We start from the raw sequence: 23,299 nt of genomic DNA on the forward strand, positions 1-23,299 counted from the left end.
ATGCGACAGTTGACCCTGGCGCTCGTCAAACTGCTGTTTGTGCTCCCCGTGCTGGTGTTTGGCGTGGCGATCCTCGTCCTCGGCCTGGCCTTGTCTCCCTGGGGAGCCGGCCTGCTGCTCGAGGAAGGCGCCAAGCGCGGCTTCTATCAGTTGGAGCGCGCGGAAGGTGCGCCGCTGGACCGCCTGGTCCTGTACGGCTTTCAGATCGAGGTGGGGCCTGCTGACATCGCCGCTGAGCGAATCGAGCTTGCCTGGGCGGAGGATTGCCTGTTGCGTGGCCGGCTCTGCATCGAACGCCTGGCCATGCAGGGTGGGCAGGTCACCCTGTCGCCTGGGGAAGCGGGAGAGACCACGACTGAACCGGTGCCAGGCGATCGGGCCGAGCCGGGCGATAGCGTTCGCTTGCCATTTCCCATCGAATTACGCGAACTCGCCCTGGCAGAGACGCGGCTCCAGCTCGCCGATGGAACTCGGGTCGAGCTGAATCGCCTCTCCTCGGCAGCCCGGGCGAAGACTTCCCGCGTCTTGCTTGACGCCTCCCAGGCCGAAGGTCTGCGAGTCATCCTGCCCGCAGGAGCAGACACCGCGGCAGAGGACGCGCCTGGCATGACCGAAGGCGAACCTGAGGGGCCCGTTCCCGAGGCGCTGGAAGAGGTGACTGAGACGACGTCGCCGGCCCCTTTTCGCTTTCCCCTCGAGCTGTCGGCACCGGAGCTGGAAATCGAAGATGTTGAAATTCAGCTGGCCGATGGCACGCGTGTCGCCTGGCACTCCCTGTATACCGGTGTAGAAGCCGAGGGGGAGCGCTTGACGCTGCTGCCGACCCGGCTTGCACGCTTGCATGTCGACCTTCCTCCCCCGGGGGCCGCGCGGCTCGCGCTGGACGCGCCGAGCGACGAGGCTGCGCTGAGCCAGCCGGCCCTGGCTGCCGCCGAGGCCGTACGGGAGCCGGTCGTGGCAGAGCCGCCGCTCGCCGAGCGCGAGCGAATGGAGCTGCCCGAGATCGCGCTGCCCTTGACGGTTTCGGCGCCGAGAATTCATCTCCAGGGCATCGAGGTGAGCGGACCGGTCGACTATAGCCTGCGCCATCTCACCCTGGCATTCGAGGCCCGCGGACAGGATGTCGAGATTGCGGCGCTGGAAGTCTCCAGCCTCGATGCCGACGCCAGGCTCTCCGGCCGTATCGAGCTGCGTGACGACTACCCGCTCACGGCGCGTCTGGAGACGGCCCTGTGGGTTCCTGAGCTGCTACCCGAGCTCGCCGGACAGCGACTCAATCTCCAGTTGGGGGGGAGCCTGGGTGACCTGGAGGCCGAACTCGTGGCGCAGGGTCCGGTAGACGCCCGGGTGACCGCTCGTGGCGATCTCCTCGATCCAGAACTGCCGTTCACCGCCTCGGCTCGTAGCGAGCTCGTGCAGTGGCCCTTGCCCCGGGCGGTTGAGCGTATGGAAGACGGTGAGGAGGTCCCCACGCCCTACGTGGTCGAAGACCTCGACCTGCGCCTCTCGGGCAGCCTCGTCGACTACGCCGTTTCACTGACGATGCGTCTGGAGGGGCCCGAGATCCCCCTGACTCGCGTTGCCCTGTCGGGGAGTGGCGATCTCGAGCACTTTGCCTGGACCCCACTATCGTTGAGTCTGGGCAACGCCTCGGTGGTCAGTCGGGGCCGGATCGAATGGCAGGACGGCCTGGATGTCGGTGCTACCGCGCGTCTCGACAATGTCGACCCCGGTCTCTTTACCGATGCCATGCAAGGCCGGCTCAGCGGCAATGTCGATGTCGAGTTCAGTCAGACCCAGGCTGGATGGCAGTTGAGCGTGCCCAGGCTGGCGATCGACGGCGAGCTGCAGGAGCTGCCGCTTGCACTACGCGCGCGCCTGGCTGGCGACAGCAGCATGCAGTGGCAGGTCGAGGAGTTCGACTTCCGTCAGGGGGCCAACCGTCTCACGGCGAGTGGCGCCGTTTCCGAGCAGCGCATGGACCTGAGCGGGGACATCTCGCTTACCGAACTGGGTAGTCTCCACGATGATCTGAGCGGCAGCCTGACCGGACGCTTCGGTACCGGCGGCAATCTCGAGTCCCCACGTCTGGACCTCGAGCTGCAAGGCCGCGAGCTGGCGTTTGCCGATAACCGCCTCGAGACGCTGGAATTGACCGGCAGTGTCAGGGGAATCGACGATCCCGTGATCGATGTCGTGCTCTCCTTGCAGCGGCTGGTGGCCGGTGGCCAGCGCTTCAGCGATGTCGACCTCAACCTTGCCGGCCGACTGTCGGACCACCGTGCCGAGCTCAGTGCCATCGCCGGGCCTGGCATGCCGTTGACCCGGGCCGCGCTGACCCTGGAAGGGGGGCTGTCTACCGACGGCCAGCGCTATACGGGGCGCATCGCACCACTGGAGGTCGATACCGATGCCGGCGAGATGCGCCTCGACCAGCCGATCGATTTCTCTGCCGACCTGGCCGCCACTCAGGTCCAGGTTCAGCCGTTCTGCCTGCGTCGCGAGCAGGGCGGGCGCCTGTGCGTGGAAGATGCGCTGCAAGCCGGAGCCGAGCGCGGTCAAGCCAGCATCAGCCTGCGTGAGCTGCCCATGGAGCTGCTCGAGGAGTGGCTGCCCGAGGATTGGCAGGCGAGCGGCGAGACCAGCCTGGATCTTCAACTGAGCTGGCGACAAGGCGGTGCCCAGTGGGATGTCGAGGCGGACCTCGCCAGTCGGCTGGACCTGGAGGGGCGGGATATTTACGGCCAACCCTGGTCGATGCCCGACACCCGGCTCAACGTGAGGGTGGACGCGAGCCAGGCGCGAACGGCGCTGAATCTCGACCTGGTACTGGGGGACGCCGGACGCCTGGATCTCGACATCGGCCTTGACGACCCACTGGGTGCGGGCAGGCTGGACGGCGCCTTGGTGCTCGATGGGCTAGACCTGTCGCGCTACAGGACGCTTGCGCCAGGGCTCGACATGCTGGAGGGCATCGTCAGTGGTCGGGTGGGTATCTCGGGGACCCGAGATAATCCGAGTCTGGATGGGGCGGTCGAGCTGAGCGGGTTGCGCGCCTCGGGGCTGGATGTCCCCTTGATTGTCGAGGATGGACGCATACGCATCGAGTTCCAGGACGACAGTGCAAGACTGATGGGCTTTGTCACCAGCGACGATGGTCGGCTGGTCATCGACGGTACGGCCAGCTGGCCCTCTCTCGATGAGTGGCGGATCGCCGTGGACCTGGACGGGACCCGGCAGCCGCTGCTGGTATCGCTGCCGCAGTTCGGGCGCCTGCGCATCGCACCGGAGATTGCCGTACGCGTCACTCCTCGTGAGCTGCGTGTGCGCGGTGACGTTCAGGTGCCGTGGGCGAGACTGGAAATCGGTGATGCGCCCCCCGCAGCAGTCAGCCCCAGCCCCGATGAGATCATCATCACCCGTCGCGACGAGGCCCGTGCCCAGCGTCGTGCCGAGGTTGACGCTACCGCCGGCGGTGACGAAGCGGCTGCCGTCGCCCTGCGTGAGGCGGGCATGCTGCTGGATGTGCGACTGGAGCTGCATCTGGGGCCGGACATGGTGCTCGATACCTCGGGCCTCGAGACCGGCCTGGCCGGTACGCTCCAGGTGCGCCAGCAGGATGGCCCGGTGCAACTGTTCGGCGAGGTCAATCTCATCGACGGCCGTTTCCGTGCATTTGGCCAGGATCTGATGATCCGCCAGGGCCAACTGCTGTTCAGCGGCCCTCCCGACCAGCCGTTGCTCGACTTCGAGGCCATTCGTAACCCCGACATCACGGAGGATGACGTTATTGCAGGGCTGAGAGTCGCGGGCTTTGCGGCCGAACCGAGCCTGACGATCTTCTCCGAGCCGGCCATGGACGAGGCGCGTGCGCTATCCTACCTGCTGCGCGGGCGCGCACCGCGAGATGGCGATGCGGATGGCGCGTTGACCTCGGCACTGATCGGTCTGACGCTGGGGCAGACTGGCGGTGTGGTTGGTGCCATCGGCCAGGCCTTCGGCATCGACGACCTGGCGCTTGAGACCACGGGGGTGGGCGACGAGAGCCAGGTGGTGGTCAGTGGTTACCTGACGGAAGAGCTGCGTGTCAGCTATGGAGTCGGTATCTTCTCGCCGATTGCACAGCTCACGCTGCGCTACACTCTGTGGCGCAACCTCTATCTTCAGGCGGTTTCCGGTGCCGCCCAGGCGATCGACCTGGTCTATATTTTCTCTCGCCCGGGACGCCCGCCCGAACTGGACAACCCGCCGTGAATCGAGCTCATGCTTCACCAACGAGGACAGCACCATGTTGAACGAGCCAGCCGATGCCCTGCCGGGGCGAGACACTCCCATGCACGTTACCGGGGTGCATGCAGTCAACGGGCGCTCGATGCTGCCGCCGTTCCCGGAGGGGCACGAGCAGATCGTTGTCGGCCTGGGTTGCTTCTGGGGGGCAGAGCGTCTCTTCTGGCAGCTTCCCGGGGTATACGTGACGGCGGTGGGTTATGCCGGCGGAAGCACCCCCAACCCGACCTACGAAGAGACCTGCAGCGGCCGTACCGGTCATGCCGAAGTGGTGAGGGTGGTCTATGATCCCCGCGAAGTGGACATTGAAACGCTCCTCAGGGTGTTCTGGGAGGCTCACGACCCAACCCAGGGCATGCGCCAGGGCAACGATATCGGCAGCCAGTATCGCTCCACGATCTACACGACCAGTGAGGCGCAGCTTTCAGCCGCCAGGCGCAGCCGCGACGTTTACCAGTACTCCCTGGCTCAGGCGGGGCGGGGTCGTATTACCACGGAAATCGAGCCGCTCGAAGCCTTCTACCTGGCGGAGGAGTATCACCAGCAATACCTGCACAAGAACCCGGGTGGCTACTGCGGCCTGAAGGGGACCGGCGTCAGTTGTCCGATCGGCTGAGGCGACGGTCGGCCGATGGCAGCCAGGCGTTTCCGAGGTTGGCCCAATCGGCCAGTTCCCGGGCCAGGCGCCGCGCAAGCCAGGGGGAAAGCCGGCGGTTATGCCACTCCATGAAGCCGACATGGCCTCCATGTCGGGTCACCTCGAGGCGCACTGCATCGGCCGGGGCAGGCAGGCGGTTGAACAGCCCTGCCGGCATGAAGGGGTCATCGTCGGCATGCAGGATCAGCGTGGGGAGCTCGACCTCGCCGAGCAGGCGCCCGGCGGAGGCACGCTGATAGTAGTCCGCGGCATCGCGAAAGCCGTGCAGCGGGGCGGTAACCGCATCGTCGTACCCGCGCAGGCTGTCGATGCGGGCCAGCGCTCGCTGGTCCAGGGCAAGGGGCAGCTCACCCCGAGCCAGTCGCGGTCCTACCTTGCGCTTGAGCGCATTGAGCAAATGCCTTTCATAGACGCGTGAAAAGCCCTGGTGCAGGCGCTCCGCACTGGCGGCCAGGTCCAGCGGAGCGCTGATGATGATCGCTCCCGCCAGGTCGAGCCCGGCCCCACCCTGTTCCGCTACCAGCTTGAGCAGCATGTTGCCACCCAGCGAGACGCCGGCGGCGATCTTCAGCGCCTGCGGATAGCGATGCGACAGCTCGCCCATCAGCCAGTAGGCATCGGCGGTGTCGCCGCTATGATAGGCGCGGGGCAGTCGGTTGGGTCGGCTACCGCAGCCGCGGAAATGCATCAGCACGGCACGCCAGCCCATGTCGCGGGCCGTCGCCAACAGCCAGCGGGCATACGGGGAGTCGAAGGAACCTTCCAGCCCATGAAACAGCAGGAAAATCGGCGCGTGGACATGCCTGGGGGCGGGGGCGATCCAGCTCAGCTCGACGAAATCTCCATCGGGGAGCTCCAGGATTTCCATCTCCCTCGCCAGGCGGATGCGCGGCAGTAGGCGAGGTAGCAGCGTCTGGACGTGGGCGCTGCTCAAACCGCGCGGTGGGGTGAAGTCGGCAGACTGCCACTCGCTCATGGCGATTACTCGATTTCCGCTGTCAGGTTGCGTGCCGAGTCAGGCGTGACCACGATATTGTCCTCGATGCGTATACCGCCATGCGGTGCCAGGTGGTCGACCAGCCCCCAGTCGACAAGACGACCTGCGGGGCCTGATTCGAGTGGTGATAGCAGCATTGGAATCAGATAAAGGCCGGGCTCTATGGTGACCGCCATGCCCGGCTCCAGTTCCCGAGTCAGGCGCAGGGCGGGATGCTGGGGTGGCGGGGGAAGCGGTGAGCCGTCCGCCGCCGTGCGGCCGGCCACATCATGTACCTGTACACCGATCAGGTGACCCAAGCCATGAGGGCAGAATGCCCGAGTGATGCCGGCTTCGATGGCGGCTTCCACGGAGCCGCGCACCAGGCCGCTCTCCACCAACAGTGCGCCGAGCAGCCGATGCATTTCTTCATGCAGGTCGACGAAATCGACGCCAGGTGCCACCGCTGCAGCCAGGCGTTGCTGAAGGGCATGCATGCCTGCAATCAGGTCGGTGAAGAGCGAGGTGGCGTCAGGCCCTGGCCAGGTGCGGGTGATGTCGGCGCAGTAGCCGCGATGGCGGCAGCCGGCATCCACCAGTAGGCTGTGTCGGGAAGTGGGCTCGTCGGCAGCGTAATGCTGATAGTGAAGTACGGCCGCATGTCGGCCGATGCCGATGATATTGCCATACGGCAGCTCGCTCTCACGCTGACGCGATGCCTGCAAGTAGGCCAGCTGCAGGTCGAGTTCGCTGCCGCCGGCCAGGAAGGCCTCCCGGGCGGCACGATGGCCGCGCAGGGCCATGCGGTTGGCTTCCCCCATGCAGGCGACCTCGAAGTCGCTCTTGCGCACCCTCCCTTCATCCAGCGCGGCCAGCAGGGCAGATGGGTTGCATTCGGCGCCCAGCCTTTGGGCGATCGCTTCGCCGACGTCGCCAACCACGGCAAGACGGCCCGCCTTGGGTACTGGCGGTACCACCTCTCGGGTCGTCACCACCTCCAACTGGGTCGTCCAGGCCTGGTCGGGAAGGCGAGGGGGCAGGTGCCAGAAATCATCCGGCGCATGGAAGTAGCAGACGGGGCGCTGACCTGGCTGGATGAACAGCCAGCTGTGGGCCAGCGTGGCCTGGCCGGTCCAGTGCTGGAAATGGCCATAGCTGCAGAAGCTGGCATGCTGGTCATCGCCGAAGTGCAGCGCGGGGCTGCCGCTGTAGATCATTACGCCGTCGTAGCCCAGGGTCTCCAGCGTCTTGTCGTAGAAGCGTTGGAGGTTCCCCAGGTGTTCGCGCTGAAGCGCGGCAAATCGATCGGACATGTGCTTTTCCAATGCTGGATGTCGCTTGCGGTACGCGGTGTGCTGATGTCGAAACGGCCCGGTTCAGCAGGCGTCGGGCTTAGCTTCGACGCGGTCGATACGATAGAGCGTAGCCACCTGATCCAGTCCCTTCACGGTGCAATCGAGATCCGTGATCCGACCGTCGCCGAGGCCATAGATCCAGCCATGGACGGACAGGGACTGGCCGCGCTGCCAGGCGAGCTGGACGATCTTGGTGCGACAAAGGTTGTTGACCTGAGCCTGCACGTTCAATTCGCAAAGCCGATCGACCTGTTGGTCGAGCGTGAGGGCAGCGAGGGCAGGGCGATGCTGGCTATAGAGCTCACGCACCGAGTGCAGCCAGTAATCCACCATCCCGCATTCACCCCCCGCCACGGCGGCACGTACCCCGCCGCAGCCGTAATGACCCACGACCATGATGTGCCTGACCTTGAGCACGTCGACGGCGTACTGCACCACCGAGAGGGCGTTCATGTCATTGTGATGCAGCAGGTTGGCGACGTTGCGGTGGACGAAGATCTCCCCGGGAGGCAGGGATACGATCTGGTTGGCCGGCACGCGGCTGTCCGAACAGCCGATCCAGAGGTAATCAGGCTTCTGTTGCCGTGACAGGCGCGTAAAGTAGTCCCGGTCCTCCTCGCACATGCGCTCTGCCCAGGCACGGTTGTTGTCGAGCAGGGTCGCGATTTCATTTTCCATGATCGGGTCCGTTGGCCGGGGCTTGGTTGAGCGCCTCTTGTACCGCCGCATGCTGCAGCGGTCAACCGGCGCCGTCGGCGGGCCGGCTCTACACGGCGGAATGGCACTGGTAAAATCGCCTGATTGGACCGGACCAGTCATCCATGGTCCGGCAAGACGAGGAGAATCGAGTGCCAGACTTCGACTATGACCTGTTCGTCATCGGGGCGGGCTCCGGTGGAGTGCGCGCCGCCCGGACAGCAGCGGCGGCCGGTGCCAGGGTGGCCGTTGCCGAAGACCGCTACCTTGGCGGTACCTGTGTCAACGTGGGCTGCGTGCCCAAGAAGCTCTATTCCTACGCGGCCCACTTCCACGACGCCTTCGATGATGCACGTGGCTTCGGCTGGAGCTTGCCCGAGAAGCCGGTCTTCGACTGGACGACGCTGCGTGACAACAAGGTGCGCGAGATCAAGCGGCTCAATGAAATTTATGGCCGGTTGCTGGACAACGCCGGGGTCCGTCTCGTGAATGGTCGCGCGCGCATCGTGGATGCCCACCGCGTCGAGGTCGGTGAGCAGAGCTTCACCGCCGAGAAGATTCTCGTGGCGGTGGGCGGCTGGCCCTGGGTTCCCGAGTTCCCGGGGCGCGAGCTGACGGTCTCCTCCAATGAGGTGTTCGACCTGGATCGACTACCGAAACGCTTCCTGGTCCTTGGCGGCGGCTATATCGCCGTGGAGTTTGCCAGCATCTTCAACGGCCTGGGCAGCGAATCTCACCTGGTCTACCGCGGTGAGCTGTTCTTGCGTGGCTTCGATCGGGAGGTGCGCGAGTTCACTCGCGAGCAGATGGCGGCCAAGGGAGTCAACCTGCACTTCGAAACCAATATCGAGCGAATCGACAAGAGCGAGGATGGGCTGGTGGTATCGCTTACCAATGGCGAGACCCTCGAGGTCGATGCGGTGCTGGCTGCCACCGGGCGCCGGCCCCATCTGGAAGGCCTGGGGCTCGATGCGCTGGATGTCGAGCTCAACAATGACGGCAGCGTGAAGGTGAATGAACGCTTCGAGACCTCGGTGCCCTCGATCCTGGCCCTGGGCGACGTCATCGGCGGGCCGGAGCTGACGCCGGTGGCATTGGCTGAAGCGATGCACCTGGTGCAGCAACATTATGGCGATGCGCCGTCATCCCCCATGGACTACCGCAACATCGCCACGGCGGTATTCTGTCATCCCAACATCGGCACCGTTGGCGTATCGGAGGAGCAGGCGCGCAAGGAGTATGGCGCCATCCGGGTCTATCGCACCGATTTCCGTCCCATGAAGCACACCCTCTCGGGCAGCGAGGAGCGCTGCCTGATGAAGCTCATCGTCGCTGACGAGAGCGATGTGGTCGTCGGGGCCCACATGGTGGGAGAAGAGGCCGGTGAGCTGATTCAGGGTATCGCCATCGCGGTCAAGGCCGGCCTCACCAAGGCCGATTTCGATGCGACGGTCGGGATCCATCCCACGGGGGCAGAGGAGTTCGTCACCATGCGCAGCGTCAGCCGACACTAGTGCTCTCAGGCCTCTGCGGGCCTGACGAAATCATCACCCTTGGGCCGCCTTGCAGCGGCCCGTTGTTTATCTGGTGGATGCGTCAGCCTGGTCTAGACTTGTCATGGCGAGCGTGCGTTTCCGGCTCGCCACCCGCTATTGTCGGCAGGCCAGTACCGCCGAGATAAGGTGACATGAGTCTCTTGGTGACTGGCGTCTGGCGCCCTTGGCTGGCGGTAAAGGCGGGGGTTCGGCAGCACTCGATAATTTTTCGTTATGCAAGAGTGCCAAAGCCATAACCCTGGTTTTGATTTGTCGGTAAGCCCTGTTATCATTAGCCGCAACATCGCTACAGCGAAGCCATACCATGAACATGACACCGCAGCCTTTCACCCCTTCCGCCGACCTGGCACGCCCCAGCGTGGCTGATGCCGTGGTCGGCAGCGATGCCTCACCGCTTTTCATTCGCAAGCCGAACCCCGACGATGGCTGGGGAATCTACGAACTGGTCAAGTCCTGCCCGCCGCTCGACGTCAACTCTGCCTATGCTTACCTGCTGCTGGCCACCCAGTTCCGGGACACCTGCGCCGTGGCGACAAATGAAGAAGGTGAGATCGTCGGTTTCGTTTCCGGCTACGTGAAGAGCAACGCTCCCGACACCTACTTTCTCTGGCAGGTCGCGGTGGGTGAGAAGGCCCGCGGCACCGGCCTGGCCCGGCGACTCGTCGAGGCGGTCATGACCCGCCCCGAACTCGCCGACGTGCACCACATGGAAACCACCATTACGCCCGACAACCAGGCGTCCTGGGGGCTCTTCCGTCGCCTCGCCGATCGCTGGCAGGCCCCCCTCAACAGCCGGGAATACTTCTCCACCGACCAGCTTGGCGGGGAACACGATCCCGAGAATCTCGTGCGTATCGGACCCTTCGATACCCGGCGCATCTGATCCCCATTCCATTTGCTGGGTGGCCGGGGTGTTCGGCCATCCATGCCTCCCTACGCCTGATTACCCCGACAGGAGGTCGACATGCAGACCCAAACACTCGAACGTCTAGAATCCAATGTGCGTACCTATTCGCGCTCATTTCCGGTGGTCTTCACCAAGGCCAGGAATGCGCGGCTGACCGATGAGAACGGCCGTGAGTACATCGACTTCCTGGCGGGTGCCGGTACGCTGAACTATGGCCACAACAACCCCCATCTCAAGCAGGCGCTGCTCGATTACCTGGACAGTGACGGCATCGTCCACGGCCTCGACTTCTGGACCGCCGCCAAGCGCGACTATCTCGAGACCCTCGAGGAGGTGATCCTCAAGCCGCGTGGGCTGGAGTACAAGGTTCATCTGCCTGGACCTACCGGTACCAATGCCGTCGAGGCGGCCATTCGCCTGGCTCGCGTGGCTCAGGGCCGGCACAACATCGTGACCTTCACCAACGGCTTCCATGGCGTCACCATGGGCGCGCTGGCGACCACCGGCAACCGCAAGTTCCGCGAAGCCACCGGCGGCATTCCGCTGCAGGGCAGCGCCTTCATGCCCTATGACGGCTACCTGGGCGAGGCCGACAGCCTGGACTATTTCGAGAAGCTGCTGGGCGACAACTCCAGCGGGCTCGATCTGCCCGCGGCAGTCATCGTCGAGACCGTGCAGGGCGAGGGCGGAATCAACGTTGCCGGGCTCGACTGGCTCAAGCGACTGGAGAGCATCTGCCGCGACCACGGTATCCTGCTGATCGTCGACGACATTCAGGCCGGCTGCGGACGCACTGGCAAGTTCTTCAGCTTCGAACATGCCGGCATCAAGCCCGACATCGTGACCAACTCCAAGTCGCTGTCCGGCTTTGGCCTGCCGTTCGCTCACGTGCTGATGCGTCCCGAACTCGACAAGTGGAAGCCTGGCCAGTACAACGGCACCTTCCGCGGCTTCAACCTGGCCTTTGCCACGGCTGCCGCCGCCATGCGACATTACTGGAAGGACGACACCTTCGAGCGCGACGTTCAGCGCAAGGGCAGGGTGGTCGAGGATCGTTTCCAGAAGATCGCCGCCTGGATGAGCGAGCAGGGCGTCAAGGCCACTGAGCGGGGCCGCGGCCTGATGCGCGGCATCGACGTCGGCGATGGCGACCTGGCCGACAAGATCACCGCCAAGGCATTCGAGAAGGGGCTGGTGATCGAGACCAGCGGCCAGGCCGGCGAGGTGGTCAAGTGCCTGTGCCCGCTGACCATCCCCGACGAGGACCTGCTCGCGGGGCTGGATATCCTCGAGCAGAGCGTCAAGGAGGTTGTCGCCTGACCCCGAGCCGTTTCTGGAGTCAGCCCGAGATAAGCTAGTGGCCGGCTGCAGGCGCAGCCGGCCAGCCTATGGTTTGAATGGAGACCATCGACAATGATCGTTCGCAATATCGAGGAAGCCCGCAAGACAGACCGGCTCGTCAAGTCCGAGAGCGGCACCTGGGACAGCACGCGCCTGGTGCTGGCCAACGATGGTGGCGGCTTCTCGTTCCACATCACGCGTATCTATGAAGGTACAGAGACCCATATCCACTACAAGCATCACTACGAGTCGGTGTACTGCATCGAAGGTGAAGGTGAAGTGGAAACCCTGGCCGACGGCAAGATCTGGCCGATCAAGCCGGGCGACATCTATATCCTGGACCAGCACGACGAGCACCTGCTGCGTGCCCACAAGACCATGCATCTGGCCTGCGTATTCACGCCGCCGATTACCGGCAAGGAAGTGCACCGCGAGGATGGTTCCTACGCACCGCCCGACGAGGCGTGAGGTAGCTACCAGGCTGGCATGAGAACGAACCCCGGTAACTGGCCGGGGTTCTTCGTGTTTCAGGTCGTCTCAGGCGTGTAAATGTCTGTGGAGCAAGACTTGATCGAGAGTAAGGGTGGCCTAGGATATTCTGCACCTTAGGTTCGCATAATGTATATTATGTTAAATAAGACTCTTGTCGCGGCAATGGACAAGCCCACCCTGAAATCCTTATCATCCCCCCTCATGTTTCGGTGTAACGAAGACTCGCCGCCTGCAGGCAAGCTCACTGCCGTTGCGCCCCGTCCGTAGCCGACCGGAGGCTGTCGATTTTCATGCGACCGAGAACGCTGTCCGCCCCCATCCCCTGGTTGCTGGGCGCCTTGCTGTTAAGCGGATGCGCCCTCGCCCCTGCCCAGCCTGATCCTGAGCCGGTGCTGAGCCCGGCGGCCTTCGAGGACCGAATCAGCCAGCTCGAGGCGCAGCTTGCCCAGCGTTGTGAAGTGGCCGAAAGCCATCTTGCAGCGCATGACCGTCGCCAAGCCGACCTGCTTGCCGAGCTGCGCGATGCCGGTGTCACTCTGCGTCACCTGCGCGGCGATATCGAGCGCCTGGAGCTGCGCGGCGACGAGCCGGTGTTGGTACAAGCCGAATGCGAAACGGGACTCAGCGAGACCCTGTCGTCCAAGGAAATGGTGGGTCGTGCGGAATGGATCGGCTTGCAGGATGTGGGCACCTACCTGCGCGCCAGAGTGGATTCCGGCGCCAATACCTCGTCACTCTCGGCCAAGGACGTGACCCGCTTCGAGCGCGATGGCGAGGACTGGGTGCGTTTCAGGCTTGGCCTGAACGATGACGACGTCTTCGTCGAGAGCGTGCGTGACGAATGGATCGAACGTCCCGTCGAGCGCCGGGTTCGCATCATGCAGGCAGCCGGCAGCGAATCGCGGCCGGTGATCAGCCTGATGATGACCCTGGGGCCGATTCGCGAATCGGTGGAATTCACCTTGAGCGATCGCACCCACCTCAATTACCCCGTGCTGTTGGGACGTCGCTTCCTCATGGATATCGCCGTCATCGACGTTGCGGAACGCTATCTTCACCCCCGGCCCGAGTTCCCGGGTGGACGCCCGGCCTCCGAGGCGCCGGAGGACGAGATCAATGATCGGGACGAAGAAGAAGGCTGACAGAGCCCGCTTGTGTCTCTCCGGGCTTGTTGATTAGCTACCAGCAGGCCTTGGCATCAGGGTGAGCATCCACAGAGCCTGAGGCGCTACAGCCTGGGAGTTAGATTATGCCCCCTGATGCCTACTATCTCGATAGCTTGAATGGTATCCAAGCCCCTCCCGAATTGGAGTGAGGCTGCACGAACAAGGAAAGGCGACGAGACATGGCAGTGATCGGTATCGACGTCAGTAAGCAGAAGCTCGATTGCGCCTGGCTACGCGATGAGGCGACTGGAAAGGTCAAGACCCGTGTATTCGGCAATCGGCGGCAGGACTTTCCACGCCTGCTGGAATGGCTTGAGCACCAAACCGGGGAGCCATTGGACCAGTTGCACGTTGTGATGGAAGCCACCGGCATCTATCACGAAACGCTCGCCTATTGGCTGCATGCTGCCGGCATCCAGGTTTATGTCCTCAACCCCGCACAGGTGCGTGACTTCTCCCGTAGCCTGGGAGTACGCGGCAAAACAGATAAGAAGGACAGTGTGGTGCTGGCACGCTATGGCGCGACGCAACGACCTGATGCGTGGCAGCCGGAGCCTGAGGAGGTACGCAAGCTCAAGGCGCTAGCAGCGAGACTCGACGCACTGGACAAGGACATTCAGCGTGAGCGAAACCGGCGCGAGAAAGCCGAGTTCGTCATGGCAACCGATATCCTCCGCTCGATTGATGACATCCTGTCGGCATTGACGCGTGAGCGGGATCGTCTCCAGCGGGAGATCGATGACCACCTCGATCAGCACCCTGGCTTGAAGCAGGATCGCGCCTTGCTACAAACGATTCCCGGCGTTGGCCCTGCGGTATCTCTCCGACTGTTGGCGATGCTGCGTAGCCGTGCTTTCGAAAGCGCCCGCCAGGCGGCGGCGTTTGCGGGGCTCGTGCCCGTCAGTTGGGAATCGGGTAGCTCCGTACGCGGGCGTCCCCGCTTGTCGAAAGCCGGCAATCCGAAACTACGGCAGAGCCTGTACATGGCAGCCGTCGTTGGGCTGAGGCGGAATCCCGATGTCTCGGCGTTATATCAACGGCTTACAGGAAACGGCAAGAGCAAGATGGCGGCCTTGGGGGCGGCAATGCGTAAGCTGATCCATATCGCTTACGGGGTCCTCAAGACGCAAACCGAATATCGGCCACAAACCGCCTGATGGGACATTTGTGGCCGGTTAGGAGAGATGGTATCTGACCCACCTGCAAGGACGATAAATGTCGCGACTGCCCTTCTACCTCATCGTGGGCCTGCTGATGGCGCTTGGCATCGGAACCAGCCTGCACAGGCATATTCAGATGGAGGTGCCCTGGACGCCCGGCGAGCAGCGCCAGATCTGGGAGGTCGAGGCCATCGTCGACTTTACCGCCCTGGGCGACCCCGTGCGCGTCGACCTGGCACTACCGTCACATCAGCGTGGCTACCGGATCCTGACCGAGAACACGGCGTCGCCGGGCTACGGTCTGTCGTTCCTGCAGGACGACAGCGGCCGCCGGGCCCAGTGGTCGATCCGCAGCGCTACGGGCAGTCAGCAGCTCTACTACTCCGTGCGACTTCAGGTCACGGATGATCGTCGCCAGCAGCAGATACTCCAGCCCCCCCTGCGCGATGTGAGTTGGGAGCGCCCCTATGATACGGCGGCATCCCAGGTCATCGAGAGTGCCTGGATGCGCAGCGCCGATCCCTATACCTTCGCTCGGCAGCTGATACGCGACTTCAGCGAGGATCGTCAGGGCGAGAATGCCCGCCTGCTGCTGACCCAGTTCGAGCGCACGCCGCTGCTCGTAAGGCTGCTCAACCAGGCTGGCGTGCATGCCCGGGAGGTCAATGGCCTGCTGCTGGAGGATGGTCGACGGCGCCAGGCGGCCACCTCCTGGATCATGGTTTTCGAAGACGAGCAGAATTGGGCGCTGTTCGATCCACGTACCGCCGACCAGGGCCAGCCGGAAAACCTGCTGCTATGGGAAACTGGCGGACGTGCCGTCCTCGAGGTCCAGGGTGGAACGAACTCACGGGTGACCTTCTCCATGCTCTCGCGCAACCAGCCGGCCGCGGCGGCGGTGCGCAGCCAGCTGGCCGACGATACCCTGCTCAACTTCTCGATCCACAGCCTTCCCCTCGAAGAGCAGGCGCTGTTCCAGACGATCCTGTTGATCCCCATTGGTGCACTGGTGGTCGTGTTCCTGCGTATTCTGGTGGGCATCAAGACTTCGGGCACCTTCATGCCCGTCCTGATTGCATTGGCATTCATCCAGACCACCCTGCTCACCGGATTGATCGGTTTCCTGCTTATCGTCAGCGTGGGATTGGTGATTCGAAACTACCTCTCCTATCTCAACCTGCTGCTGGTAGCGCGAGTGTCGGCGGTGATCCTCACGGTCATCGCCATCATCTCCATCTTCTCCGTCCTCTCCTATCGGTTTGGTCTCAATGCCGGCCTGACGATTACCTTCTTCCCGATGATCATCCTGGCCTGGACCATCGAGCGCATGTCGATCCTGTGGGAGGAAGAGGGTCCCAAGGAGGTATTGATTCAAGGTGGCGGAAGCCTCATAACCGCCGTATTGGCCTATCTTGCGATGAATAATCCCTTGATACGCCATATCACCTTCAATTTCCTCGGCGTACAGCTCATCATCATGGCGCTGATACTGCTCGTGGGGAACTACACCGGCTACCGGCTGCTCGAATTACGGCGCTTCAAACCGGTTACCGAGGATTGAACACCATGTGGGCATTGCCTGGACAGCTGTCGCGCCGTGGCATCATCGGCATGAATCGCCGCAATATTCGCTATATCGGCCGCTACAACAATCGCAGGCTCTACCCGCTGGTGGATGACAAGCTCAAGACCAAGCTGCTGGCCGAGGAGTATGGGATCACTACCCCTGCCCTGATCGGCACGGTGTCGACCCAGTTCGGAGTCAAGGCGCTAGGTGGCATGGTGGCCGGGCACTCCGGGTTCGTCATCAAGCCCGCGAAAGGCAGCGGTGGCAAGGGCATCCTGGTGATCGAGCGCGTCGATGGCGACGGTTTCTACAAGCCCAGCGGTGCCCGCCTCGGCCTCGAGGATCTCGTGCGCCACGTCTCCAATATCCTCTCGGGGCTCTATTCGCTTGGCGGAACGCCTGACGTGGCGATGGTCGAAGGGCTGATCAATTTCGATGAAGCGCTCTCCGAGTATACCTACGAGGGCGTGCCTGACATTCGGGTCATCGTATTTCGCGGCTATCCGGTCATGGCCATGATGCGCCTCTCCACCGCCGCCTCTGACGGCAAGGCCAACCTCCACCAGGGCGCAGTGGGCGTCGGGCTCGATATCGCCACGGGTACGGCCGTGCGCGGTGTCCAGTTCGACCGCTCGCGGCGGGACCATCCGGATACCGGCCATGAGCTCGCCAGTCTCAGGATTCCTGAATGGACCAGCCTGCTCCAGCTGGCGGCAGGCTGTTATGAAATGACCGGGCTTGGCTACCTGGGCACCGACATGGTGATCGATCGCGATCGAGGCCCCATGCTGCTCGAGCTCAATGCCCGGCCCGGCCTCGCCATTCAGATGGCCAACGGCGAAGGCCTGAGGCCACGCCTGGATCTGGTGGAGAAGCAGTCCGACCGTCTCGGTGTCAGTGAGCGTGTCGCCTTTTCCCAGCGTCATTTCGCCCGGCTGGGTGTCCTCAAGGACCTCCCGGAGCCCGAGCTGGCCCAGCCCTGTCCCAGCAAGTAGAATGAGTGCTGTTCCTGAATAACGGGTCAACCATGGCCGATGCTACCACCCTGCTTTCGCAGGCTGAAAAACAATGTCACCTCCGCGGTGTGAGGTTCACGCCGATTCGTCGACGCGTGCTCGAGATGATCGCCGGAGCCAACGGCGGCCTGAAGGCATATGAGCTTCTCGACCGCCTCGCCGTCGAGCATGCGGCCGCTCGCCCGCCGACGATCTACCGGGCGCTGGATTTCCTGATCGAACAGGGCCTGGTGCATCGAATCGAGTCGCTGAACGCCTATGTGGCCTGTCCCTGCCCTGAGCATACGCATGGCTTTCAGCTGCTCATCTGTCGTCACTGCGGTCATGTCGAAGAGCTTCACCTCGACGATGTCAATGCGCAGCTCAGCGAACGAGCCCACAAGCTCGGCTTTCGCGTCGAGAGACAGACCATCGAGCTGTTGGGCAGCTGCGACGCCTGCCTCAACGCGACAGCACACGCCTGAATTCAAGTAACGGAAAGGCCATGACCGATACCTTCAAACAACTCGAGCGCGCCGAGCTCGACGCCCGCTTGCCACTGCAGCAGGTGCTCGAGGCCGTGCGATTCAATGCCGATGGGCTGATTCCCGCCATTGCCCAGCAGCACGATTCCGGCGAAGTACTAATGATGGCCTGGATGAACCGCGAGGCGCTGGAGGAGACCCTCTCGTCCGGGCGAGTATGCTACTGGTCCCGCTCGCGCGGGAAGCTGTGGCGCAAGGGAGAGTCGTCGGGCCAGCAGCAGCACCTTCGGGCGGCCAGCCTCGACTGTGACGGCGACACCCTCCTGCTTCAGGTCGAGCAGACCGGTCCGGCGTGCCATACCGGACGGCGCAGCTGCTTCTATCTTGCGCTCGAAGGCAGCGAGGCGCGAATTTCCAGCGAACCGCTGATCGATCCAGAAGCGCTCTATCGCAAGTCCCCGGAGGGGCGCTGAGCCGTGCCCTGCCTGGCGTCATGGCTTGCCCGCCTGCTCCACCTGCTGGGCAGAGCGGCTGGTCTGGCGCTGATTGGCCTGGTGAAGCTCTACCAATGGGTGATCAGCCCCCTGCTCGGCCCACGTTGTCGCTTCTGGCCCAGCTGTTCGAACTATACGGTCGAGGCCATCCAGGTGCATGGCCCGCTGCGTGGAAGCTGGCTTGCCGCCAGGCGCATCGTGCGCTGTCACCCGGGAAGCGACGGCGGCATCGATCCCGTGCCGGGCGGGCCCAGCGAGCAGCTGTGTCGCGAAGACCCGGAGCTCGACGAGCACTACCGCTGTCGTTCCCGGCACGCGGCCAAGCGCTGAATACGGCGTGAGCCATTCCTCCGCTGCCTTACCTGCCTGCCCTCTTCTTGCTGTAGTAGCCCGCTACCACCCTCTACCGGTTCGCCCGTGCCAGACTGCTTGATGGCACACCCAACACGACGAGCCGATGAGGAGACACGCCATGTCTGCCAAGCGACTGCTCTTGCTGTGCGGCGATTTCGCCGAAGATTACGAAACCATGGTGCCGTTCCAGGCGCTCCAGGCCGTAGGACACCGCGTCGATGCCGTCTGCCCCGACAAGCGGGCCGGTGACAGTATTGCCACCGCCATCCATGACTTCGAGGGGGACCAGACCTATAGCGAGAAGCCCGGCCACCGCTTTGCCCTGAACGCCGATTTTGCCGCCGTCGATCCCGCCGACTACGACGGCCTGGTCATTGCCGGTGGGCGTGCGCCAGAGTATCTGCGCCTCAACGATAGGGTCATCGAGGTAGTGCGACACTTCTTTGCCGAGGACAAGCCGGTGGCGGCGATCTGTCACGGTGCCCAGCTGCTGGCGGCGGCCCGCGTACTGGAAGGTCGCACCTGTTCGGCCTATCCTGCCTGTCGACCCGAAGTCGAGCTGGCCGGTGGTCGATATGCCGACATCGCCGTGGACGATGCCGTGACCGATGGCAGGTTGGTGACGGCGCCGGCCTGGCCCGCTCACCCGGCCTGGCTGGCCCAGTTCCTCTCCGTGCTCGGCACCCGCATCGAGCTCTGAGGAACGACCTTGCCCTGGCCCGCGACCGACGCCATGCTGAAGGCATCGGTCGCGGCCTGGATCAGGGGGAAAGGATCATGTGCAGGCTTTTCATCGGCGCCCAGCCTGAGCTCTGGGAGCCGCAGACACGCTCCATGCGTATCGATGGCGTTTCCACCAGCGTGCGCCTGGAGCGTTTCTTCTGGGTGGTACTCGAAGAAGTGGGAAGTCGCGATGGATTGTCACTCAGCCAGCTGGTCGCCAGGCTGTCGTGGGAGTGCGCCGAGGCAGGCCACGATCCCGCCAACTTCGCCTCCTTCCTGAGGGTGTGCTGCGGCCGTTATCAGGCGCTGCGGCTGGCGGGCGAGATCCCCGCCGAGCCGGATGTGGCGATCGCCAGCCTGGATGCCGAAGGCATACTGGCCAGGGAGCGGCGACGCCATGCCGAGGGACGGCGCGCGGTAAGGCCTCAGGCGGCTTCGCTCTCGGCGACCTCGTAGATCTTCGCCAGCATCGCGTGCAGCCCGTTGCTGCGGGTCGGCGATAGGTGCTTGTCGAGCCCCAGGTCCTGGAGGAAGTGCGGGCTGGTGCTGCGAATCTCGCTCGGCGGCCGGTCGTTGTAGATGCGCATCAGTACGGCAATCAGTCCGGACACGATGGCGGCGTCCGAGACGGCGTCGAAATGCAGCGTGTCGCCATCACGCCGGTGATGGATCCAGACATTCGACTGGCAGCCCTGAATCTTGCGTTCCGGCGTTTTCCACTCCTCGGGGAAATCGGGCAGCTGCTTGCCCATGTCGATGATGTACTGGTAGCGGTCCATCCAGTTGTCGAACATCTCGAACTCTTCCAGCAGCGCCTGCTGGGCCTGCTCGGCCGTGGCTTCGGTCGTCATGGGGCCTCCGTCGGTGTCGTCAGCGATATTATACCGGCTCAGCCGGCCCCGCGTCCGCCTCGGACGGCAGGCCGTGAAGCGACTGCTGGCGGTGCCACTCCTCATCCTCGGTATGCAGGTATTGCGCCGTGGTGTCGAGCCGGGCGTGGCGTGCGGTACTGGCCAGGTAGCGCAGCTCCACCCCGGCCTGGGCCTGGTGGGTCAACGCGGTGTGGCGAAGCCAGTGTGGCGTTGCGGCGCGAAGCCGTGCCGCCTGGGCGGCAGCATGGTCGACCTCCTCGGCTTCCAGCGCCTCGGCCGCCTGACGGAAGGCGTCGCGGATCAGCCGGTACAGCTGGTTATCGCCGAGGCCGCGCTGGCCATCCAGCCCGCGCAGAACCGCCCCCGGCTCGCCGGGCTGCGGCTCGGGGGGCAGGCCCAGGGTGTCGCGCCAGTCGCGCAGCAGGTGCATCATGTCCTCCGGCACCGGAATTCTTGCCGTCTTGCCCCCCTTCCCTACCACGCGCCACCACCAGCGCCCCTCGCGCTGGAAGAAATCATCCATCTCGGCCGTGGCCATCTCGCTGATCCGCGGTGCCAGCAGGTAGGCAAAGCCGAAGATCATGCGACGCCGCTGCCAGAGATAATCCGCCCTGGCGCCGGCGTGCGCCTCGAGAGGGCGCGAAAGCCAGCCCCACAGCCACTGCCACAGCGGCAGCTCGAGGTAGCGCTCGATGCCTGCTCGTCGGTTGTCGAGGCGGCGGCGCTTGTCGCGCATCAGGCGAAACGGGTTGTGCGCGACCCACCCCGCTTCCACCAGCCAGGCGAACATCCCCTGCAGGATCACCAGACTCTGTCGGCGGCTCGCCGGTGACAGCGGACCGCGAAACGGTCGCCAGTCCGCGGCATGGCGCGGCCGTGGGGGCCCCACCCAGCGATGGTGCGGCGTGGGCGAAGCCAGGAAGGCCTCATAGGCATCCAGGTCCTGGCGGCGGAGCTGGGCCAGGCTCCGGTCCTGATCTCCGAGCCACAGCAATAGCCGTTCGGCCTCACGGCGATAGGTACGCAGCGTCTGAGGACTGGCGCGAAACTCGGCGAGCCAATGGGTCACGGCCTCGGCATCGCTTGCGGCGTCGATACGTGTGGTCTGGAGTCTTTCGGCCGGCGGCGTGCCGGCCGATGCTTGCAGCTCACGGCCCGCCTGATGCCTCGGGCCGGCGAGGCTGGCCTGCTTGCTGGTGTCCTTCATTGATCTTCCCTATTTCCTTCCCTTGCGCCTGGTGGCAAAAGTGTCCGCCGTAGCGCAAATAAATTCAAGATAAGACGGGTAATCATGAATTTATATTAGATACGTAATGTAAATTACGTAACACGCGTAATGTAATTTTCTTTCCCGATGCCCCGAAAGCAGCTATGATGCAAGTCTGAAGCGGGCGCATGGCAAAGTAACAACAAGCGACGCCCGACGCGTGATGCATGGAGCAGCAAGTCAACCGCCCAAGGAGATCGTGATGGCACGCACCGGTGTACAGTACGAGGACGTTCAAGGAGCCATCGATACCCTGCAAGCCAGGGGGGAGGCGCCGAGCGTCCAGAAGATTCGCGAAGTGCTGGGAACCGGCAGCTTCACCACCATCAGCGAGCATTTGCGCGAGTGGCGTATGCGTCGCGAGGCCAATCGCGAGCTGTCTGCCCCTCTAGCCATGCCCGAGCCGGTGATGCGCCTGGCGGAAAGCCTGTGGGACAACGCGCAGCAGGCTGCCGAGGAGGCTCTCGCCCGCTACCGGGAGCAGGCGGATCAGCAGGTGGCCGAGGCTCGCGCGGCCATGCAGGAGGCCCAGCGCCAGGTGGAGGATGCCGGGCAGCGCGAGGCGGCGCTCGCGGCCCACCTGGCGGGTACCGAGCAGCGACTGGAGCAGCGCAGCGCCGCCCTGGCGCGCGTCGAGAGCGAGCGGGATCAGTGGCAGGAGCGTGCGCGCCAGTTCGAGGAGCGTCTCGCACGCACCCTGCAGCAGCTCGACAAGCTGCACAAGGAGAGCGAGCAGCAGATCCAGGCCCACCAGCAGGCGCTGGCTGACCGCGACGCCCAGCAGCTGGCCCGCCTCAACCAGGAAGAGCAGCGTCACGAGGCGGCCGAGGCGCGCCTGATGAGCCTGCTCGATGAGGCGCGCCAGGAGCGGGTGTCGGCCGAGAAACGTTACGCTGCCAGTCTGGCGCAGCTCGAGAAACGCCAGGAGAGCATGCAGCGGCAGCTACATGAGGCCCAGGCTGCCCTGACCCGTGAAGAAAAGCAGCATCGTGAGGTTCAGTGGGCAAGAAGTCGGGCGGAGGAGCGTATCGATACGTTGCGTCACGAGCAGTCGCTGCTGCAGGCGCGCATCGACGACCAGAAGCGCCATATCGAAGAGCAGGCGGCACGGCTGCGTACGCTGGATGCCGAACTGATGCGGCGTACCTGGGAGCAGGGAGAAATCTCCCCCGAAGCCCGGCGGGCGGCAAATCAACCGTTAACCAAGGAAGGCGCCAGAACGGAGCCTTCGGAGAGCGTGCGCTGAAACTGCCGAGTCTCTCAGGCGTGCTGCGGCACGCCTGAGAAGGCTTGCCTCGGCATCAGCGGTAATAGGCGTTGGTGGTGTCGCTGTGATCGGTGACGTCGCGAATGCCGGCCAGCTCCGGAATGCGCTCCATCAGCGTTTTCTCCACGCCTTCCTTGAGCGTCAGATCGACCGCAGCACAGCCCTGGCAGCCACCGCCGAAGGCCAGTACCGCCACTTGCTCTTCGGTCAGTTCGACCAGCTTGATCTCGCCGCCGTGGGCAGCCAGCCCCGGATTGATCTCGCTGTAGAGGACATAGTTGACGCGATCCTCGAGCGGGCTATCGGCATTGACCTTGGGCATCTTGGCGTTGGGCGCCTTGATGGTCAGCTGGCCGCCCATGCGATCGGCATTGAAGTCGACCACGGCCTCTTCCAGAAAAGCAATGCTGTTCTTGTCGACCAGCACGGCGATCTTGTCGAGCTCGAGCCGCTCGTCGCTGGGCTCCTCCTCGCCGGGCCGGCAGTAGGCCAAGCAGGTTTCTGCATACGGGGTACCCGGCTGGGTGATGAAGATGCGTACGGCAATTCCCTCGACGTTCTGCTTCTCGAGCAGTTCGGCAAGGTAGTCCTGCGCGCTGTCCGTAATCTGGATGATTTCGCTCATGATGCTCTCGTTGGTCGGGCGCGGCAATGTCGTGCCGGCCGTAAGTGACATACCAT

At 64.0% G+C, this 23,299-nt stretch carries 22 protein-coding genes; 16 read left to right on the forward strand and 6 right to left on the reverse strand.

What is annotated here, in order from left to right; genetic code table 11:
• Window positions 1–4,254 (forward strand): autotransporter assembly complex protein TamB, encoded by a 4,254-nt coding sequence (tamB, locus tag H1D44_RS00600; RefSeq protein ID WP_181512906.1) that lies wholly within the window; start codon window positions 1–3, stop codon window positions 4,252–4,254.
• A gap of 34 nt (window positions 4,255–4,288) precedes the next feature.
• A complete protein-coding gene (gene msrA / locus H1D44_RS00605; protein WP_181512907.1) occupies window positions 4,289–4,903 on the forward strand; it encodes a peptide-methionine (S)-S-oxide reductase MsrA in 615 nt (204 codons plus the stop codon).
• Here the strand turns inward: msrA and H1D44_RS00610 are convergent.
• From H1D44_RS00610 to can, 3 genes are all read right to left on the reverse strand, one after another.
• Window positions 4,884–5,921 carry a hydrolase gene (locus H1D44_RS00610; protein WP_181512908.1) on the reverse strand — a complete coding sequence of 346 codons (1,038 nt, stop codon included), beginning with the start codon at window positions 5,919–5,921 and terminating at the stop codon, window positions 4,884–4,886. The two genes, msrA and H1D44_RS00610, sit on opposite strands and share 20 nt — an antisense overlap.
• Before the next feature lie 5 nt (window positions 5,922–5,926).
• Window positions 5,927–7,234 (reverse strand): Xaa-Pro dipeptidase, encoded by a 1,308-nt coding sequence (gene pepQ, locus H1D44_RS00615; RefSeq protein WP_181512909.1) that lies wholly within the window; start codon window positions 7,232–7,234, stop codon window positions 5,927–5,929.
• A 63-nt stretch (window positions 7,235–7,297) separates the two neighbouring features.
• Window positions 7,298–7,954, reverse strand: a complete 657-nt coding sequence (gene can, locus H1D44_RS00620; protein ID WP_181512910.1) for a carbonate dehydratase — start codon at window positions 7,952–7,954, stop codon at window positions 7,298–7,300.
• Between the two features lie 170 nt (window positions 7,955–8,124).
• Between can and gorA the strand changes: the two genes are divergently transcribed.
• From gorA to H1D44_RS00685, 13 genes are all read left to right on the forward strand, one after another.
• Window positions 8,125–9,486 (forward strand): glutathione-disulfide reductase, encoded by a 1,362-nt coding sequence (gene gorA, locus H1D44_RS00625; protein ID WP_238984339.1) that lies wholly within the window; start codon window positions 8,125–8,127, stop codon window positions 9,484–9,486.
• A 346-nt stretch (window positions 9,487–9,832) separates the two neighbouring features.
• Entirely contained in the window at window positions 9,833–10,411 is a 579-nt protein-coding gene (gene ectA, locus H1D44_RS00630; protein WP_181512912.1) for a diaminobutyrate acetyltransferase, read from the forward strand.
• An 81-nt stretch (window positions 10,412–10,492) separates the two neighbouring features.
• The gene (ectB, locus tag H1D44_RS00635; protein WP_181512913.1) at window positions 10,493–11,755 is read left to right on the forward strand and encodes a diaminobutyrate--2-oxoglutarate transaminase; all 1,263 of its coding nucleotides are present in this window, start codon (window positions 10,493–10,495) and stop codon (window positions 11,753–11,755) included.
• A gap of 93 nt (window positions 11,756–11,848) precedes the next feature.
• Window positions 11,849–12,244 (forward strand): ectoine synthase, encoded by a 396-nt coding sequence (locus H1D44_RS00640; RefSeq protein WP_181512914.1) that lies wholly within the window; start codon window positions 11,849–11,851, stop codon window positions 12,242–12,244.
• Between the two features lie 314 nt (window positions 12,245–12,558).
• Window positions 12,559–13,410, forward strand: coding sequence for an ATP-dependent zinc protease family protein (locus H1D44_RS00645; protein WP_181512915.1), 852 nt, complete (start codon window positions 12,559–12,561; stop codon window positions 13,408–13,410).
• Window positions 13,411–13,613: 203 nt separating this feature from the next.
• Window positions 13,614–14,591 carry an IS110 family RNA-guided transposase gene (locus tag H1D44_RS00650; RefSeq protein WP_181512916.1) on the forward strand — a complete coding sequence of 326 codons (978 nt, stop codon included), beginning with the start codon at window positions 13,614–13,616 and terminating at the stop codon, window positions 14,589–14,591.
• Between the two features lie 58 nt (window positions 14,592–14,649).
• Complete coding sequence (locus H1D44_RS00655; protein ID WP_181512917.1) at window positions 14,650–16,155, forward strand: inactive transglutaminase family protein; 1,506 nt, start codon at window positions 14,650–14,652, stop codon at window positions 16,153–16,155.
• Between the two features lie 5 nt (window positions 16,156–16,160).
• Window positions 16,161–17,156 carry an alpha-L-glutamate ligase-like protein gene (locus tag H1D44_RS00660; protein ID WP_181512918.1) on the forward strand — a complete coding sequence of 332 codons (996 nt, stop codon included), beginning with the start codon at window positions 16,161–16,163 and terminating at the stop codon, window positions 17,154–17,156.
• A gap of 32 nt (window positions 17,157–17,188) precedes the next feature.
• Entirely contained in the window at window positions 17,189–17,641 is a 453-nt protein-coding gene (locus H1D44_RS00665) for a transcriptional repressor (protein WP_181512919.1), read from the forward strand.
• A 20-nt stretch (window positions 17,642–17,661) separates the two neighbouring features.
• Window positions 17,662–18,114: a phosphoribosyl-AMP cyclohydrolase gene (gene hisI, locus H1D44_RS00670; protein WP_181512920.1), complete on the forward strand. Its 453-nt coding sequence runs from the start codon at window positions 17,662–17,664 to the stop codon at window positions 18,112–18,114.
• A gap of 12 nt (window positions 18,115–18,126) precedes the next feature.
• A complete protein-coding gene (gene yidD, locus H1D44_RS00675) occupies window positions 18,127–18,465 on the forward strand; it encodes a membrane protein insertion efficiency factor YidD (RefSeq protein ID WP_181513267.1) in 339 nt (112 codons plus the stop codon).
• A gap of 142 nt (window positions 18,466–18,607) precedes the next feature.
• Window positions 18,608–19,189: a DJ-1/PfpI family protein gene (locus H1D44_RS00680; RefSeq protein WP_181512921.1), complete on the forward strand. Its 582-nt coding sequence runs from the start codon at window positions 18,608–18,610 to the stop codon at window positions 19,187–19,189.
• Between the two features lie 77 nt (window positions 19,190–19,266).
• Window positions 19,267–19,668: a ribbon-helix-helix domain-containing protein gene (locus H1D44_RS00685; protein WP_181512922.1), complete on the forward strand. Its 402-nt coding sequence runs from the start codon at window positions 19,267–19,269 to the stop codon at window positions 19,666–19,668.
• On the opposite strand, the gene H1D44_RS00690 is transcribed toward H1D44_RS00685, so the two are convergent.
• Entirely contained in the window at window positions 19,638–20,063 is a 426-nt protein-coding gene (locus H1D44_RS00690) for a SufE family protein (protein ID WP_181512923.1), read from the reverse strand. The two genes, H1D44_RS00685 and H1D44_RS00690, sit on opposite strands and share 31 nt — an antisense overlap.
• Before the next feature lie 28 nt (window positions 20,064–20,091).
• Window positions 20,092–21,291: a tyrosine-type recombinase/integrase gene (locus tag H1D44_RS00695; protein ID WP_181512924.1), complete on the reverse strand. Its 1,200-nt coding sequence runs from the start codon at window positions 21,289–21,291 to the stop codon at window positions 20,092–20,094.
• A 262-nt stretch (window positions 21,292–21,553) separates the two neighbouring features.
• Here H1D44_RS00695 and H1D44_RS00700 point away from each other — a divergent pair, with 262 nt between their 5' ends.
• On the forward strand, window positions 21,554–22,597 hold the full coding sequence (locus H1D44_RS00700; protein WP_181512925.1) for a DNA-binding protein: 1,044 nt from the start codon (window positions 21,554–21,556) through the stop codon (window positions 22,595–22,597).
• A gap of 55 nt (window positions 22,598–22,652) precedes the next feature.
• Here H1D44_RS00700 and nfuA read toward each other — a convergent pair whose 3' ends face one another.
• Complete coding sequence (gene nfuA, locus H1D44_RS00705) at window positions 22,653–23,243, reverse strand: Fe-S biogenesis protein NfuA (protein ID WP_181512926.1); 591 nt, start codon at window positions 23,241–23,243, stop codon at window positions 22,653–22,655.
• Window positions 23,244–23,299: the final 56 nt, after the last annotated feature.

The organism is Billgrantia kenyensis, assembly GCF_013697085.1.
GTDB classification, from domain to species: domain Bacteria; phylum Pseudomonadota; class Gammaproteobacteria; order Pseudomonadales; family Halomonadaceae; genus Halomonas; species Halomonas kenyensis.

Bases quoted from the DNA above. Each gene is read 5' to 3' on its own strand.
- tamB (WP_181512906.1), top strand. From the start codon at position 1: ATGCGACAGTTGACCCTGGCGCTCGTCAAACTGCTGTTTGTGCTCCCC.
- msrA (WP_181512907.1), top strand. From the start codon at position 4,289: ATGTTGAACGAGCCAGCCGATGCCCTGCCGGGGCGAGACACTCCCATG.
- H1D44_RS00610 (WP_181512908.1), bottom strand. From the start codon at position 5,921: ATGAGCGAGTGGCAGTCTGCCGACTTCACCCCACCGCGCGGTTTGAGC.
- pepQ (WP_181512909.1), bottom strand. From the start codon at position 7,234: ATGTCCGATCGATTTGCCGCGCTTCAGCGCGAACACCTGGGGAACCTC.
- can (WP_181512910.1), bottom strand. From the start codon at position 7,954: ATGGAAAATGAAATCGCGACCCTGCTCGACAACAACCGTGCCTGGGCA.
- ectA (WP_181512912.1), top strand. From the start codon at position 9,833: ATGAACATGACACCGCAGCCTTTCACCCCTTCCGCCGACCTGGCACGC.
- ectB (WP_181512913.1), top strand. From the start codon at position 10,493: ATGCAGACCCAAACACTCGAACGTCTAGAATCCAATGTGCGTACCTAT.
- H1D44_RS00640 (WP_181512914.1), top strand. From the start codon at position 11,849: ATGATCGTTCGCAATATCGAGGAAGCCCGCAAGACAGACCGGCTCGTC.
- H1D44_RS00645 (WP_181512915.1), top strand. From the start codon at position 12,559: ATGCGACCGAGAACGCTGTCCGCCCCCATCCCCTGGTTGCTGGGCGCC.
- H1D44_RS00650 (WP_181512916.1), top strand. From the start codon at position 13,614: ATGGCAGTGATCGGTATCGACGTCAGTAAGCAGAAGCTCGATTGCGCC.
- H1D44_RS00655 (WP_181512917.1), top strand. From the start codon at position 14,650: ATGTCGCGACTGCCCTTCTACCTCATCGTGGGCCTGCTGATGGCGCTT.
- H1D44_RS00660 (WP_181512918.1), top strand. From the start codon at position 16,161: ATGTGGGCATTGCCTGGACAGCTGTCGCGCCGTGGCATCATCGGCATG.
- H1D44_RS00665 (WP_181512919.1), top strand. From the start codon at position 17,189: ATGGCCGATGCTACCACCCTGCTTTCGCAGGCTGAAAAACAATGTCAC.
- hisI (WP_181512920.1), top strand. From the start codon at position 17,662: ATGACCGATACCTTCAAACAACTCGAGCGCGCCGAGCTCGACGCCCGC.
- H1D44_RS00680 (WP_181512921.1), top strand. From the start codon at position 18,608: ATGTCTGCCAAGCGACTGCTCTTGCTGTGCGGCGATTTCGCCGAAGAT.
- H1D44_RS00685 (WP_181512922.1), top strand. From the start codon at position 19,267: ATGTGCAGGCTTTTCATCGGCGCCCAGCCTGAGCTCTGGGAGCCGCAG.
- H1D44_RS00690 (WP_181512923.1), bottom strand. From the start codon at position 20,063: ATGACGACCGAAGCCACGGCCGAGCAGGCCCAGCAGGCGCTGCTGGAA.
- H1D44_RS00695 (WP_181512924.1), bottom strand. From the start codon at position 21,291: ATGAAGGACACCAGCAAGCAGGCCAGCCTCGCCGGCCCGAGGCATCAG.
- H1D44_RS00700 (WP_181512925.1), top strand. From the start codon at position 21,554: ATGGCACGCACCGGTGTACAGTACGAGGACGTTCAAGGAGCCATCGAT.
- nfuA (WP_181512926.1), bottom strand. From the start codon at position 23,243: ATGAGCGAAATCATCCAGATTACGGACAGCGCGCAGGACTACCTTGCC.